The organism is Brevibacillus sp. B_LB10_24 (genome assembly GCF_046036945.1).
Taxonomy (GTDB): domain Bacteria; phylum Bacillota; class Bacilli; order Brevibacillales; family Brevibacillaceae; genus Brevibacillus_C.
The window spans coordinates 44,399-58,251 of record NZ_JBJQOQ010000031.1 but is presented as its reverse complement, the minus strand read 5'-3'; the positions used below and the strand labels follow the sequence as shown (position 1 = coordinate 58,251).

Below are 13,853 nucleotides of genomic sequence, written 5' to 3'. Positions count from 1 at the left end.
AGAATATACATTTTGTATGTTAATTGGTCAGTCGTAGTTTTTTTTTCATTACAATAGTTAAATTTTACCATAAATATCCCGCTTTTAACTATGACAATCATGAAAGAACCAACCTAGATCCATTATATGACAAAAAAGAGGAGCTCTCCGCTCCTCTTTACTAATTCCGCCAATACATCTGATTTATTTGTCCTTGCTGACTAACAGTGAACAACACTCCACATGCCCCGTCCATGGAAACATATCCACCGGCTGCACTTCCCTCACCTCATACAGCTCCCCCAACACCTTCAAATCCCTGGCCAACGTCGCCGGATTACACGACACATACACCACACGCTCGGGCCTCATCTGCAAAATCGTCGTCAGCAAAGCTTCGTCGCATCCCTTGCGCGGCGGGTCGACGACGATGACGTCAGCGCGGATGCCCTCCTGCTTCCAGGCGGGGATCACCTCTTCGGCGGCGCCGACGGCGAAGGTGACGTTGTCGATGCCGTTGAGCCGGGCGTTGCGGTTGGCATCGGCGATGGCTTCGGGTACGATCTCCACGCCGTAGACACGGCGGGCACGCTGCGCGAGGAAAAGCGAGATCGTGCCGATGCCGCAGTAGGCGTCGATCACCGTCTGTTCTCCGGTCAGGCCGGCGTACTCCAGGGTTTTCTTGTACAGGACTTCCGTCTGCTGCGGATTTACCTGATAAAACGATCGGGCGGAGATGGCAAAGCGTACCGGTCCAATCGTGTCGTAGATTTCATCCTGGCCCCAGAGGGTGAACGTCTCGTCGCCGAAGATGACATTGGTCCGGTGCGGGTTGATGTTTTGCACGATGCTCTTGACTGCCGGCAGCTGCCGGCAGATGGCTTCGATCAGCAGCTCGCGTTGGGGGATAAACGCCTCCGTCGTGATCAGCACGACCATCACCTCGCCGGTATTCGCTCCGACGCGGGTGACGACATGGCGAAGCAAGCCGGTGTGGCGGTTCTCGTCGTAGGGCTGGATGCCCAGTCGGACGGCGATTCTCTTGACGGCGGCGACGGCCTCGTCGTTGGCTTCGTGCTGGATCAGGCAGTGATCGATGTCGATGATCGTGTGGGAACGCTCGGCGTAAAAGCCGCCGACCAATCCGCCTTCCTGCTCGCCGATTGGCACCTGCGCTTTATTGCGGTAACGCCAGGGATTGGCCATGCCGAGCGTGGGGTGGACGAGGACCGCCCCTTCCCCTTCCGTCGGGATGCCGCCGATGCGCCGAAGGTTGTCGACGACGACCTGGCGCTTGTGGCGAAGCTGCTCCTCGTATGCGAGGTGCTGCAGCGAACAGCCGCCGCAGCGGTCAAACACCGGGCAGGGCGGTTGGACGCGGTGCGGACTTTCCGCCAGCACGTCCAGCAAGCGGGCGAAGCCGTAATTCTTTTTGACGTGAACGACCTCGGCGCGGATGCGGTCGCCGGGCAGTGCTTGCGGTACGAAGAGCGTGTAGCCCTCGTACCTGCCTACCCCCGCCCCCTCATGCGTCAGTCCGCTGATCTCCAATTCCACCGTCTGATTCAGTTGCACCGGCAGGTCGGTTAGTGCGGCTGCCTTGTTTTGATTTTGTACGTGTTTTTTTCGCTTTGACGTCTTTGGCAATGAGACAAACTCCTTTATCATGATAGTTGTTGCGTCTTTATGGAACAAACACTTCCAGATGCCCTGGCAGCGCGATGCATTCGCACGGCAGCTGGCCTCCCAGCTCGCCGTCGAGATTGAGCTGGACTGTTTTGGCATCCAGCGAAGTCGCTTTTACGTAATTCGTCTGAAAGTAGATTACATTGGGGTCTTTGATATGGTCTCCCTTGAGGGCCATGGTTGCCAAACGAATAAATTCAGGCAAACTGGTCTTCTTCAGAACGATGCAGTCCAGTTTCCCGTCTGTGAGGTCTGCCTTCGGCGCGATCCGATTAAACCCTCCGACCGAATGGCTGTTGGCAATGAGAAACAGCATGATCTCCTCGTCGACGACGACCCGTTCCCTCGTCTCCATGCGCACATGGGTGGGGTGGATAAACGGAAGCTTCTCGATGCCTTTCACATAGTAAGCGAGCTGTCCGATCATCGTCTTCATTTTGATCGGCACTTCATAGGTAAGTTCCGTAAGCGAGCCGCCCCCGGCGATATTGATAAAATAGCGGTCGTTAATTTTCCCCAGGTCGATTTTCTTCGTTTTTCCGCTGGCGATAATCTCGCACGAGCGGGTGACCGACTTCGGAATGCCAACCGCACGGGCAAAATCGTTGCTCGTACCGCAGGGGATGATGCCTAGGGCCGGGCGATTTTTCTTCTCCGCAATACCGTTGATGACCTCGTAGATCGTGCCGTCGCCGCCGGCCGCAATCACCAGATCAAAGCCGCGGCGCACCGCCTGCTCCGCTTCCTCGCTGGCGTCATGTTCGCCGCGCGTAGCATGGGCAGAAGTCTCGTAGCCGGCTGTCTCCAATACCTCCAAAATATCCGCGAGGCGCCGACGCACATTCTCCCGACCTGATGTCGGGTTGTATATTAGACGAGCACGCTTCATGAGTGCCCTCCTTTCAGCCAACATGTCCTCCATGTATCTCTTCCATCATATCCTGTATCGCCCAATTTGAAAATTGCTATGCTTTGGATTCATACCGGAAGCATAGTACAGAATATTCTAACGGCAAGGAAGGTGTTTATCTTGGAGCAGAAGATTATTGCCGGAGTAGACGTAGGCGGCACGTCGATCAAAGCCGCTTTGTTCACGATGGAAGGGAAGATGATTCGGAAAAAAACAGCAACAACCCTGGTTGGGGCAGAGGCGGGCAGCGTCATCGCCCAGATGCGCGATCTGGTTGAGGCTCTGTTGGCTAAGACAGGCATCCCCAATTCAAAATTGCTGGGAATCGGCGCAGGAATACCGGGACCTGTCGATCCGGCTGCGGGGATTGTCCTTGAGGCGGTCAACCTCGGCTGGAAGCAGACGATGCTGGTTGACATCCTGGAACAGCAGGTCAACGTGCCGGTTTACGCAGAAAATGACGCAAATCTCGCTGCGCTCGGCGAGATGTGGCTGGGGGCGGGACGGGGTGCCAAAGACCTGGTGGCTCTCACGCTGGGAACCGGCATCGGCTGCGGCATCATCCTCAACGGGCAGATCGTGGGCGGCGCCAGCGGCGGCGGCGGGGAGATCGGCCACATGACGATGGAAACGAAAGGCGGCCCCGTATGCAGCTGCGGACGAACCGGCTGTTTGGAGACCTTCGCATCGGCGACCGCGATCATCCGGGAAGCCGAACGCGCTGCGAGAGCAGGCAGCAGCAAAATCCTCGCCGCCACACTCGCCACGCAGGGAAAACTGACGGCCAAAGACGTGTTTGCGGCGGCTTCGGCCCATGACGAGTCGGCGATCGCCGTCATCGACCGGGCGTCCTATTACCTGGGACTGGCCTGTTCCCACCTTGCCGTCCTCTTAAACCCCGCCAGGATCGTCTTCGGCGGCGGGGTCTCACAGGCAGGCCCCGAGCTTTTTGACCGGGTCCGGCATTATTTCTCCCGGTTTGCCCCCGCTTATGCCATCTGCGACATTCTCCCGGCCGCTTTGGGCAATGACGCCGGGATCATCGGCGGGGCATGGCTTGTCCGCTCTCGGCTCTACGGCATGGGTGCGCCGGGCTGCTGACCGTCGCGGGGCTGCTGCTTCTGACGTCCCTGCCCGACGACAATCCATATCGCCCCGGAGATCACGGCCAAAGCGCCGACCATTTGCAGCCCGGTGAGGCGTTCACCCAGCAGCAAGAACGCCATACTGATCGTCACGACAGGCTCAAGCATGCTGAGGATGGATGCCTTGGTGGAACCGATCAGCTCCAACCCGCGAAAAAAGGTGACCAGTGACAGAATCGTGCAGACGAGCGCTGTCGCTGCCACCGCCGCCCATCCCTGCCCAGACATCTGGAACGTAAGGCTGCCTGTAGACAACCCGATGAAGAAAAACGAAACCGTGGCGAACACAGTGATAAATGCCGTCGTCACGACCGGGGACAGTTGTTTGACCACGCGGTTGCCGATGACGATATACAAGGAGTAGCAGACTGCTGCCGACAGCGCCAGCACTACGCCGAGCGGATTGATTTCGCCGACGATTTTCCCCATCGCCAAAGCCAAGCCGACAATCGACAACACGATGGAAGCCAGTACGTGGACAGTCAGCCGTTCTTTATCGATCAAAAAGGAAAGCAGCGCGACAAAAATCGGAAAAGTATACAACAGCAAGGATGCAAGCCCACTGGGAATATATTGGACAGAAGAAAAAAAGGTGAGCGACTGCAGGGTGTACAGTACGCCGCCCAGGATAAACAGCGGAAAGTAGGGAATCTTGCTCCCGCTTTTCAAGCTGTGCTTTTTGCCGGCAAAAAGGTAGATCAGAAAAAACACTGCCGCAAGCAAAAACCGCAAAAACAGCAAAGTAAACACGCTTACCTCTGCCCGATACGCGAAGGTAGCGAAAATCGGAATCATCGCAAAACCGCTTGCCGACAGAAATACAAAGAATGCCCCCAGATAGAACCGGTTTACCATTGGCAACCACCTTTTTTCGTATATATGTTCTGTTCCCATTATAGTTGGAATATTTCATCAGAAAAAGGAAAATCATCCGACACGAAAACACCCCAAACCAGGTGCAGCGATCTGACCGTTTGGGGTGTTCCTTTTTAAGTTGACTAGCGCATGATCAGCGACTCTTTGCGGAAGAGGCGAGATGCGATGCCGATAGCCAGGCTGACGTAGACCAGCGAAGACAGGATCGCGACTAGCGCATGCCACGCGACCAGATCTCCGTAAAAAATCTCCTTGAAAATCGCGATGCCGTTGAAGATGGGCAGCACGTAATACAGAAACGGAACGTCGACCGGATTGAGCGGCATGATCATGTAGGCGGGGACCATCCCGACAAAGATAATCGGCGACATGTAGGTCTGCGCTTCCTTAAACGACTTGGCTGCAGTACTGATCGCCAGCTCCAGGCCGGCAAACATCGCTGCAAGCAGGAGAAGCATGACGATCAAGACGGCCAGCGAATCGGCGTGGAAAAAGCCAAGCGAGAAGGTGACATTGGCATTGCCCAGCGGCACGGCGGAAAAGATCAGGGTAAGGCTGACCAGCGAAGCGATCGCACTCACTCCGCTCATGATCATCACCGCCAGCAGCTTGGCCGTCAGTACATTGCTGCTGCCGATCGGCGCACTGATCAGCGATTCCAGCGTCCCGCGCTCTTTCTCCCCGGCGACCAGATCGGTGGCTGCCGGCATCCCGCCCGAGATCAGCGAAAGGATCAGCATCAGCGGAATGATCGTGGACAGCAGGCTGCCTGTCATCTTCTCATCGGACGCGATGCTGGAAAACTCGGCCGCGACCGGCTGGATCGCCTCGCGGGTAAGCCCGGCGGAGCGAAGGCGCTGGTCCACCAGCTTTGTTTCATACTCCTTCACCGCCTGCTCGATCACCTCGCGGGCGTAGGAAGACTTCTGGTTGGACGGATCGTAAAAGACAGTCAGCCGGGCCTGCTGCCCGCTCTTCACCCGCTGGTCAAAGTCCGCCGGAAACTGGATCACCGCCCGGACCTCCGCCTGTTTTAACGCAGTTATCGGATCGGCGGGATGCAGCAGGGCGACTCCCGGCAATGCCCGCAGCTGCGAAACGAGCGGGTGTTCCTGCGGTCCGGCCACAGCCAGCGGAATGTACGCCCGCGCTTCCTTCTCCACGCTGCTCATCGCTGAGCCCAGGATCAGAAAGACCAGCGGAATGACGACGATGGGAATGACAAGGGCACCGATCCAGGTCTTCCGGTCCCGCAGCAAATCCGTGAATTCTTTTTGAAATACAAGTCTGATATGGCGTCCGTTCACCTTAGCTCTCCTCTCCGATGGCCCGAATGAAGATATCGTCCAGATCATGCAATTCGTAGGTTTTCCGCAGCGCCGGGACCGTGCCTTCGAAGATCAGCCTGCCTTTGTGCATGATGATGATCCGGTCGCACAGCTTTTCGATTTCGCCCATGTTGTGACTGGAGAAGAGAATCGTTTTCCCCTCCGCCTTCAGGGAGTTGATGAGACGGCGAAAGATGCCGGCCGCACTTACGTCGAGACCGGTAGTCGGCTCGTCGAGCAGGATGACCTGGGGATCGTGCACCAGTGAACGGGCAATCGCCACCTTCTGCTTCATCCCGCGGGAAAACGGCCCCACCCGCCGATCGAGAAATTCTTCCATGCCTAAGGCACGGCTCAGCTGCTTTACACGCTCGGCCAATTGGCGCTCGCCAAGTCCGTACAGTCTTCCAAAGTAACTGATGTTTTCTCTCGCCGTCAATCTGTTGTACAGCCCTACCTCTCCGCCGAACAGCAGTCCCAGGCGGCGCCTGACCTCCATCGGCTGCTTCCTGACTGAAAAACCATCGATGCGAATATCCCCTTCCGAGGGCTCCAGCACCGTTGCCATGATCCGCATCGTCGTCGTTTTGCCGGCCCCGTTTTCCCCCAAGAGGCCAAGCACTTCCCCGGATTGTACGGTAAATGTGATGCCGTCTACGGCGACCACCTGCTTGAAGCGTTTGGTCACAGCCTCTACTTCGATCAATGTACTCCCCTGCCTTTACTACAAAATACCCGGCCAATCCTGCAAAAGGCACCCTGTTTCGCCATTGCGGAGGGTGCCTTCGATTCCTACGAAAATATTATGCTTTGCTCAGTTGATGAGTGATGACATCCTGCATCCAGCGCGCCACATAAGGATGCGGCAAGTAGGTCTTTCCATTATATACGTATTCCAGGCCTACAAGTTTAGCAGGGATCACCTTTTTTGTAAAGTAGCCTTCGCTGAGGAAAATGGGGACGACCAGCGTTCGATTCTTGTGGGTCATCTCCTGGGCTCGTTCACGGACATTGTCCGGATGCATCGTGCCGTAAGCTGCTTCACGGAACCCGCCCTGTTCGCGAATCGTCATCGCCAGCTTTTGCATGACATTTTCCCACTTGGCGTGGTACTTCCCTTCATCTGCTCCGTGTCCGACCAGAAAAACCGTTTCGGAAGCCGGATCCCGGGACAATTCCTTGACCCGCTCGAGCAAAATATCCACGATTAGCGGGTGATTGTCCATTGGATCGCAGTAGACGATGTCCGCGCCGGTCTCGATGCGCTCCAACTCTTCATCCAATTCGATCTTATCATAAACCCCCAACACGTATCCGATCTCATCTATATGCGTACTTCCTGAAGAGACGAACAGCGGTACGGCGATGATCCTTTCCACTCCCTGCCGCTCCAGTTCGCGAATGCCGTCTTTGATCAGCCGTCCTTCGACCATTTCCAGAAAACCGGCTACGACCGGCACCGGTACATCCAGCTGGCTGATCGCATCATCGACCAGTTCCACCCACGATTGGTCGCTGGACCCGTGCCCGATTACTAGCACACCTGTCTTCACTGGTGAAACCTCACTTTCAAGAGGTACTTTATAATAATTATTATAAATGAATCAGACTGAAAAAGGGGGGACATTTTTTTGGGGGACCGGAACCCTTACCAGCACTTGTCTCCTTTTATTGTTCATGATAGCCTTTTTTGGTAATGTACAGTATTTCCCTGTATAATTTATTACACGTCATTCCTTGTGTACGAACGTTAAGAAACCATCCGATTTATGGAGGTCTATCAAATGGACTCGTCTGTAAAGCCATTGAAGTCAATCATCAGCAATTCCCAATTAACCAAAAAGGAAGATTTGGTCGCAGAATATATTTTGGATAACCTGACAGATGCCTGTTTCATAACATCCACGGAGTTAGCCAACAGATTGCACGTGAGCAATGCGACGATCATCCGGTTTTCGAGAAAATTAGGGTTCGCGGGATACAGCGATTTTCAAAAATATCTACGAGAATTGTGCTATGAAAGCAGTCTGGCTATTTCTGACGATGTCACCATCCCTTCTGAAAGATTAAAACTGAGCTACGATAAAGTGAAGGATGCCGATCTGTTAAATGATAATTTAAAAATATTGGAAAAAAATATCCGTTCCATCTCGGAAAAAAACACATTAGATGAGTTAAATAAAACAACGAATTATATTATAAACGCACGGAGAGTTTACATAATCGGCAGCAGAGCCAGAACGGGTTTAACAGATATCATGGGATTATTACTCAATATGATCATCGATCATGTCGTGATAAACAGCAGCAATTCATTCACGCCATTTGATACTTTGGCCAACTGCCGCGAGGATGATTGTGTCATTATATTGTCATTCCCAAGGTATTCACATGTGGATTTTACTGCTGCAAAAATGGCAAGCGAAGCAAAAGCGAAAGTGATCATCATCACGGATAAAGCGACTGCTCCCATCGCCCAGTTTGCCGATGTACTGCTTTTAGTTTCCGTGGACAGCAATGCTTTTTATAACTCGTACACGCCGGTATTATTTCTAACAGAGTTGATTTGTTCTCATATAAACAGAGCAACGGGTATTCAAAACAAGGAAAAGCTTGAAAGAATCAATACATACATCAGTGATCTTGACATGTATTAACACAACCTTCCATAAAAAAAGAGAGGCTGCATGCGTGTTGCAACCTTTCTTTTGTCTCGGATTCGACCTTTTACAACTGCGACAGTTTTTGTCAGACAGCCTTATTTGCAGGCGTAAGATGTTCATTTTCAAACATATTTTCACTGCGCGCGATACATAATGTGCTGACTACGTCACCTGTAACATTCAAAGTGGTATGTCCCATGTCCAGTATTCTGTAGATACCCGCAATCATACCGACGATCTCCATGGGGAGCCCAAGCGACGTTAACAGCATGATGGTCATGACGATTCCGCCGCCGGGAATGCCAGGGGATCCGATGGAAACCAGCGTAGTCAAAACGACGACAAGCAGCTGCTGACTTAACGGCATATCGATTCCGTAGATTTGCGATACAAAGATAACGGCGGCAGAGTAATAAACAACCGCACCATTCATGTTCATGGTTGCCCCTATCGGCAGCGTAAATTGGGCCAATTCACTTTTTACCTTATAGTCGCTTTCCGTAACAGAAATCGTCACAGGCAATGTTCCCGAGCTGCTAGTTGTACTTGCTGTCACCAGCCAAATCTTGCCGATCGATTTGAAAAAGGCGGAAAGGGGGAATTTTGCCAAGAATTTTAACATACCTAAGTACATGAGTACGATGACCAAAATCAGTCCAACATAATCAACCAGGATGAATTTGCCAAGCGGTCCAAATATTTTTAAGCCATATTCTCCGATCGTACAAGCCATGAGTGCAGCGACACCTATCGGGGAAAAGCCCATAATAATCGCGGTCATCTTGTACATGGCTTCCGTCCCCTCATGAAATAACTTCTTCAGCGTTTCCGATTTGTGTCCAATTAACGTAATGGAAATACCCAGGAAGATCGAGAATATGATTATTTGCATGAGGTTGCCGTCAGCCAGGGCCTTTACAGGGTTGGCCGGAAAGATGCCTAATATCGTTTCCCCTAAGGTAGGGATATTGGAAGCTTCATATTGGGATGCAGCTCCGATATTGTCAATCACGACTCCATGGCCAGGCTTTAAGATGTTCGCAACCAAAAGACCGATTACACCGGCTGCCAAGGTGGTCACCACATAATACAACAATGTTTTTGTGCCGATTCTCTTGAGCTTTTGGATATCTCCGATACTTGAGATGCCGGATGTGATGGAGAAGAAAATGAGCGGAACGACGATCATCTTAATCAAGGTCAGGAAGATATCTCCAATGGGCTTCAGGACTAACGCTTTTTCTTTAAAGATGAGACCCAGAATAATTCCTGCGACAAACCCCATGAATACTTTTGAGCCGAGACCGAATTTTTTCTTCTTCATATGGACCCCCCTTGTTTATGAATGTGCAAGCTGTTTCGTTATAGCTAAAAATGTATCGATTTCATCTGCAGTATGGCAGTGGAAAGGGGAAACTCTGATCGCGCCGGTTATGCCAATCGCTTCAAGGATACGTTTGGAATAAACGCTCGTATTGACCCTTTCATAGACGGTGACGCCCCGATCCTGATACTCTTTTCTCAGCTGCTCAAAATCTTTTCCGTCAATCCCCATCGCAACAATCAGATCCCTTTTGGTCAGGTCCGGATCATCGGCAAAGACCTTTACTTTGTCCATATGCCTTAATCCTTCGATCTTATCGCTGCCCTCAAGAAGGCGATGCAGCAGGGCTCTTTCATGAAAAACGATCTTCTCCATGCCCTTTAGATATAAATCCCTTCTAGATAGATCGTCAGCCTCGCCGTTCCAGGAACCAAGCCAGCATACATAGTCCATCACGGCAGACATGGAGGCGTAAAGCGCGGGGGCGGGAGATCCAAGTTCCCAGACCTTGTCATCCTTGGCAAGGAGTTTCCTGTGCGGAAGTTTGGACAGTCTGTCCGAGACGTAGGCAAACCCTATTCCTCTTGATGCCATGAACTTATACGGCGCGAAGTTGGCTCCATCTATCCCGAGCTTTTCCACATCGAGGGTCCCGTGCGGCATGTGCTGTACGGCATCGACAATAATGTAGAGATCGGGCTTTTTTGCTCTTGCGGCTTTGATGATATTTTCCAGATCCATGATGTTGCCGGAGATGTTGCTTGAAGCAATCACACTTAATAAAATCGTGTTCTCATCGATTTTCTCGGCGATTGCTTCCGGGTCGACAAACCCCGTATGGCGGTTTGCTTCCGCAACCCTGAACTCCTTCTGATTCTTTTTGCAATAGAACTCTACCGCATCATACGAAGAAGGATGTTCAATATTCGTTGTGACAGCGTTTTCACCCGAGACATTCTCAATGACAGTTGCTACCATGTTGAACATGGTCTGAGACGCCGTTAATTCGGTAAGTAAAGAACCGGACTTGGCACCAAACATGACATGCAATACATCTTGGGTACATCTATCCATCATCTCATTAAAATCGTTGGCCCGCTGATGATACCTTTCCGGACAATCTGGAAGCAGGTCAATTTTTTCTTTCACGGTGACGGCATCTGTTAAGCGGAGAGAACCGCCGGAATTGTCAAAAAACAGTCTTTCCCCATAGTCAGGGTCAAAATCGAGAAAGGCAAATTTTTGACGCAGCTCTGCTAACAAGTTGTCGTCCATAAGTCTTCCCTGTTTGTAGTCATCCATAGTAGAACCTCCGGTAAAGTAAAATATTCTTCATTTTAAATTAAATATGAAGAATAATATTCTTTTTTAGATTGTACCATAAGTTTTTTGTATATTCAAAAGGGAAAAACAAAAAAACAGCACGCCGGTTATAAGCCAACGTGCTATTTTTCCCTATTTTTTTGGTTTCACCCGGCCCCCAGAATCGAATAACCCGACTGCTTGCTGTCCTTGGCAAACATCTGGACCGTCTCCAGCGAAATCTGCCAGAGATCTTTGCCGATCTGCGGCAGTTTGCCCAGGATATCCGGGGTGCAGGTGATGATGTCGCAGCCGCACTCCTGCGCCTGGAGGATATTCAGCAGCTCCCGCGAGCTGGCCCACAACAGTTCCGTCCCGGCTGCCGAATGACAGATCGCGGCGGCCTGTTTCATATACGGCACCGGATCGACTCCCGAGTCTGCGATCCTTCCTGCAAAGACAGAGACGATGTTCTTGGTCCCGGGCGCAAAGGCAGCCACTGTCTGTTCCACCTGCTCCGTCGTCAGGATCGCCGTGATGTTAAGCGAAAACCCTTCCGCGGACAGCTTGCGAATGAGCGGAAGGGAAGATTCTCCCCTCGCGTTCATCACGGGAATCTTGATGTACACCAGATCTCCCCAGCCTGCGATCTTTCGGGCTTCTTGCTCCATGATCTCAAAATCATCTGAAAACACTTCAAACGAGATCGGCATGTCGGGTATGCGGGCCACCGCTTCCTTGGCGAACGCTTCGTAATCGGCAATCCCGGCCTTTCGCATCAAGGAGGGGTTCGTCGTAAACCCTTTTACTACGCCTGAGCGGTAAGCCGCAACCATCTCATCCAATACGGCGCCGTCGGCAAATAACTTGATCGTCAACTGATTCATCGTTTTTCCCCCGTTTCTATCCCTTGTTCACATGCTTTCTTCGTAATTGTTGAGCGCGGATGACTTCGTCCGGACAAAGTTAGGGATGACCAGGGCGATCAGCATGACAGCCGCCAACAGGTAAACGCCGAACGAGCCGATCAGATTGGCCGCCTGGCCGAACAAAATGCCCAGCACGCCAAAGTCTGCATCCCCAAAGGTCGTGTTCTCAAACCCTAACTGACCTAGCACGGGCAGCAGCAGAGCCGGCAGGAAGCTGATCGCCAATCCGTTGACGAAGGCGCCTACGATCGCTCCTTTCCTTCCGCCGGTGGCGTTGCCGTAGATGCCTGCCGTCGCTCCGCAGAAGAAGTGGGGAACCAGGCCGGGGATGATCAGCACGCCGCCCAAAGCGCCCAGGATGAACATGCCGATCAGCCCGCCGACGAAGCTGCTGACAAAGCCGATGATGACCGCCGTCGGAGCATACGTGAAGAATACCGCGCAATCGACTGCAGGGATCGCGTTCGGGATGATCTTGGTGGCGATCCCCTGAAAGGCCGGGATCAGATCGGCCAGGATCATGCGAACGCCGGAGTAGACCACGGCGACTCCGATAGCAAACTTGAGAGCAGTCATCACTGCGAACAAGTAGGCCGATGTGCCGCCAGAGAGCGTCGCCACAAAGGCAGGTCCGGCAGCGATCGCCGCGATCAGGTAAAAAATCACCATGACCAACGCGGTTGAGATCGTCGTATCCCTGAGAAAGCGCCACTTTTCCGGGATCTCCACCTTCTCTGTGCTCTCCTCCGGCTTCCCGACGAATTTTCCGACCCATGCCGACAGGTAATAGCCGATGCTGCCGAAGTGACCCATCGCCAGTTCATCGCCGTCGGTTACCTTCAGGGTGCTTTTTTGGCCGATCGCCGGGGAGATCGCGCTCCAAGCCCCGAGGATAAATCCACCTACCAGTACCAGTTCCGCCCCGGCCATTCCGGAGGTTTTCAACACGGCAGAGAGCAAGCACGCCATAAAAAAACTATGATGTCCGGTCAAAAAAACGTACTTATACTTGGTAAAACGGGCAATCAACAGGTTGAAGACGAGTCCCGTGACCAGGATCGACATCGTTTCCACGCCCAGCACTTTTTGCGCGACAGAGACGATCGCCTCGTTGTTCGGCACCACACCCGTGATGTGAAATCCCGTCTCGATCATTTTGCCTAGCGGATCGAGACTGGCTACGATCACATCCGCTCCGGCGCCCAGCATGAGGTACCCCAGGATCGGCCCGAGGGTCCCGGTCAGGATTTTATGCCCGGGCCTGCGCAGCGCGACCAGCCCGATAAAAGCCATCAGACCGATCAGCAGGGCAGGCTGGCTCAGCACATCCCGAAGAAATTGCAGCAAACCGGTTAATGCAGACATTCACGATCCCCCATTTCCATCCATTTGATCGCTGCTTACTTGGCAGCGGACAACTGTTTGATGATCTCCAGTACATCCTCTTCGATTTTCTTTTTGTTGACATAGCTTCTGACCACGGCGACCCGCCGATTTTCAAATTGCGACGCCAGCTCTTTGATCGTAATGATCAGATCGCACGTCTTGCTTTTGGCCGCGTTGAAGTCCGAAGAGTCTACGCTCACCGCAATGCCGTGTTCATCGCAGATCTCCTCCACCTTCATCTTCAGCATCAGGCTGCTGCCAATCCCGTTTCCACATACTGTGATAATGCTTAACATGCCAACCCCTCCATTCCATTTTTTCAACC

General features: G+C 52.6%; 13 protein-coding genes. 2 read left to right on the top strand and 11 right to left on the bottom strand.

All coding sequences use genetic code 11. The features are described 5' to 3' along the window. Positions 1-183: 183 nt before the first annotated feature. Both rlmD and ACI7RC_RS21925 read right to left on the bottom strand, forming a co-directional pair. Positions 184-1,626 carry a 23S rRNA (uracil(1939)-C(5))-methyltransferase RlmD gene (gene rlmD / locus ACI7RC_RS21930; RefSeq protein WP_408110329.1) on the bottom strand — a complete coding sequence of 481 codons (1,443 nt, stop codon included), beginning with the start codon at positions 1,624-1,626 and terminating at the stop codon, positions 184-186. Positions 1,627-1,663: 37 nt separating this feature from the next. Beyond that, positions 1,664-2,554, bottom strand: coding sequence for a diacylglycerol kinase (locus ACI7RC_RS21925; RefSeq protein ID WP_408110328.1), 891 nt, complete (start codon positions 2,552-2,554; stop codon positions 1,664-1,666). Positions 2,555-2,686: 132 nt separating this feature from the next. Here ACI7RC_RS21925 and ACI7RC_RS21920 point away from each other — a divergent pair, with 132 nt between their 5' ends. Continuing rightward, positions 2,687-3,676, top strand: a complete 990-nt coding sequence (locus tag ACI7RC_RS21920; RefSeq protein ID WP_408110327.1) for an ROK family glucokinase — start codon at positions 2,687-2,689, stop codon at positions 3,674-3,676. Here ACI7RC_RS21920 and ACI7RC_RS21915 read toward each other — a convergent pair. The 4 genes from ACI7RC_RS21915 to ACI7RC_RS21900 all read right to left on the bottom strand — a co-directional run bounded on the left by ACI7RC_RS21915 (position 3,649) and on the right by ACI7RC_RS21900 (position 7,477). Next, positions 3,649-4,575: a DMT family transporter gene (locus tag ACI7RC_RS21915; protein WP_408110326.1), complete on the bottom strand. Its 927-nt coding sequence runs from the start codon at positions 4,573-4,575 to the stop codon at positions 3,649-3,651. The two genes, ACI7RC_RS21920 and ACI7RC_RS21915, sit on opposite strands and share 28 nt — an antisense overlap. A gap of 143 nt (positions 4,576-4,718) precedes the next feature. Beyond that, a complete protein-coding gene (locus ACI7RC_RS21910; protein WP_408110325.1) occupies positions 4,719-5,903 on the bottom strand; it encodes an ABC transporter permease in 1,185 nt (394 codons plus the stop codon). A gap of 1 nt (position 5,904) precedes the next feature. Next, complete coding sequence (locus tag ACI7RC_RS21905) at positions 5,905-6,630, bottom strand: ABC transporter ATP-binding protein (RefSeq protein WP_408110324.1); 726 nt, start codon at positions 6,628-6,630, stop codon at positions 5,905-5,907. Between the two features lie 97 nt (positions 6,631-6,727). Next, positions 6,728-7,477, bottom strand: a complete 750-nt coding sequence (locus ACI7RC_RS21900) for a sirohydrochlorin chelatase (protein ID WP_408110323.1) — start codon at positions 7,475-7,477, stop codon at positions 6,728-6,730. A gap of 231 nt (positions 7,478-7,708) precedes the next feature. On the opposite strand from ACI7RC_RS21900, the gene ACI7RC_RS21895 reads away from it, so the two are divergent. Then, complete coding sequence (locus tag ACI7RC_RS21895; protein WP_408110322.1) at positions 7,709-8,581, top strand: MurR/RpiR family transcriptional regulator; 873 nt, start codon at positions 7,709-7,711, stop codon at positions 8,579-8,581. 91 nt (positions 8,582-8,672) lie between these two features. On the opposite strand, the gene ACI7RC_RS21890 is transcribed toward ACI7RC_RS21895, so the two are convergent. The 5 genes from ACI7RC_RS21890 to ACI7RC_RS21870 all read right to left on the bottom strand — a co-directional run bounded on the left by ACI7RC_RS21890 (position 8,673) and on the right by ACI7RC_RS21870 (position 13,824). Continuing rightward, positions 8,673-9,911 carry a dicarboxylate/amino acid:cation symporter gene (locus ACI7RC_RS21890; protein ID WP_408110321.1) on the bottom strand — a complete coding sequence of 413 codons (1,239 nt, stop codon included), beginning with the start codon at positions 9,909-9,911 and terminating at the stop codon, positions 8,673-8,675. A gap of 15 nt (positions 9,912-9,926) precedes the next feature. Further along, positions 9,927-11,213 (bottom strand): aminotransferase class V-fold PLP-dependent enzyme, encoded by a 1,287-nt coding sequence (locus tag ACI7RC_RS21885; RefSeq protein ID WP_408110320.1) that lies wholly within the window; start codon positions 11,211-11,213, stop codon positions 9,927-9,929. Positions 11,214-11,380: 167 nt separating this feature from the next. Continuing rightward, the gene (locus ACI7RC_RS21880; RefSeq protein WP_408110319.1) at positions 11,381-12,100 is read right to left on the bottom strand and encodes a transaldolase; all 720 of its coding nucleotides are present in this window, start codon (positions 12,098-12,100) and stop codon (positions 11,381-11,383) included. Between the two features lie 27 nt (positions 12,101-12,127). Next, positions 12,128-13,507: a PTS ascorbate transporter subunit IIC gene (gene ulaA / locus ACI7RC_RS21875; protein WP_408110318.1), complete on the bottom strand. Its 1,380-nt coding sequence runs from the start codon at positions 13,505-13,507 to the stop codon at positions 12,128-12,130. 35 nt (positions 13,508-13,542) lie between these two features. After that, positions 13,543-13,824, bottom strand: coding sequence for a PTS sugar transporter subunit IIB (locus ACI7RC_RS21870; protein WP_408110317.1), 282 nt, complete (start codon positions 13,822-13,824; stop codon positions 13,543-13,545). Positions 13,825-13,853: the final 29 nt, after the last annotated feature.

Bases quoted from the DNA above. Each gene is read 5' to 3' on its own strand.
- ACI7RC_RS21880 (WP_408110319.1), bottom strand. From the start codon at position 12,100: ATGAATCAGTTGACGATCAAGTTATTTGCCGACGGCGCCGTATTGGAT.
- ACI7RC_RS21890 (WP_408110321.1), bottom strand. From the start codon at position 9,911: ATGAAGAAGAAAAAATTCGGTCTCGGCTCAAAAGTATTCATGGGGTTT.
- ACI7RC_RS21925 (WP_408110328.1), bottom strand. From the start codon at position 2,554: ATGAAGCGTGCTCGTCTAATATACAACCCGACATCAGGTCGGGAGAAT.
- ACI7RC_RS21895 (WP_408110322.1), top strand. From the start codon at position 7,709: ATGGACTCGTCTGTAAAGCCATTGAAGTCAATCATCAGCAATTCCCAA.
- ACI7RC_RS21885 (WP_408110320.1), bottom strand. From the start codon at position 11,213: ATGGATGACTACAAACAGGGAAGACTTATGGACGACAACTTGTTAGCA.
- ulaA (WP_408110318.1), bottom strand. From the start codon at position 13,507: ATGTCTGCATTAACCGGTTTGCTGCAATTTCTTCGGGATGTGCTGAGC.
- ACI7RC_RS21915 (WP_408110326.1), bottom strand. From the start codon at position 4,575: ATGGTAAACCGGTTCTATCTGGGGGCATTCTTTGTATTTCTGTCGGCA.
- ACI7RC_RS21870 (WP_408110317.1), bottom strand. From the start codon at position 13,824: ATGTTAAGCATTATCACAGTATGTGGAAACGGGATTGGCAGCAGCCTG.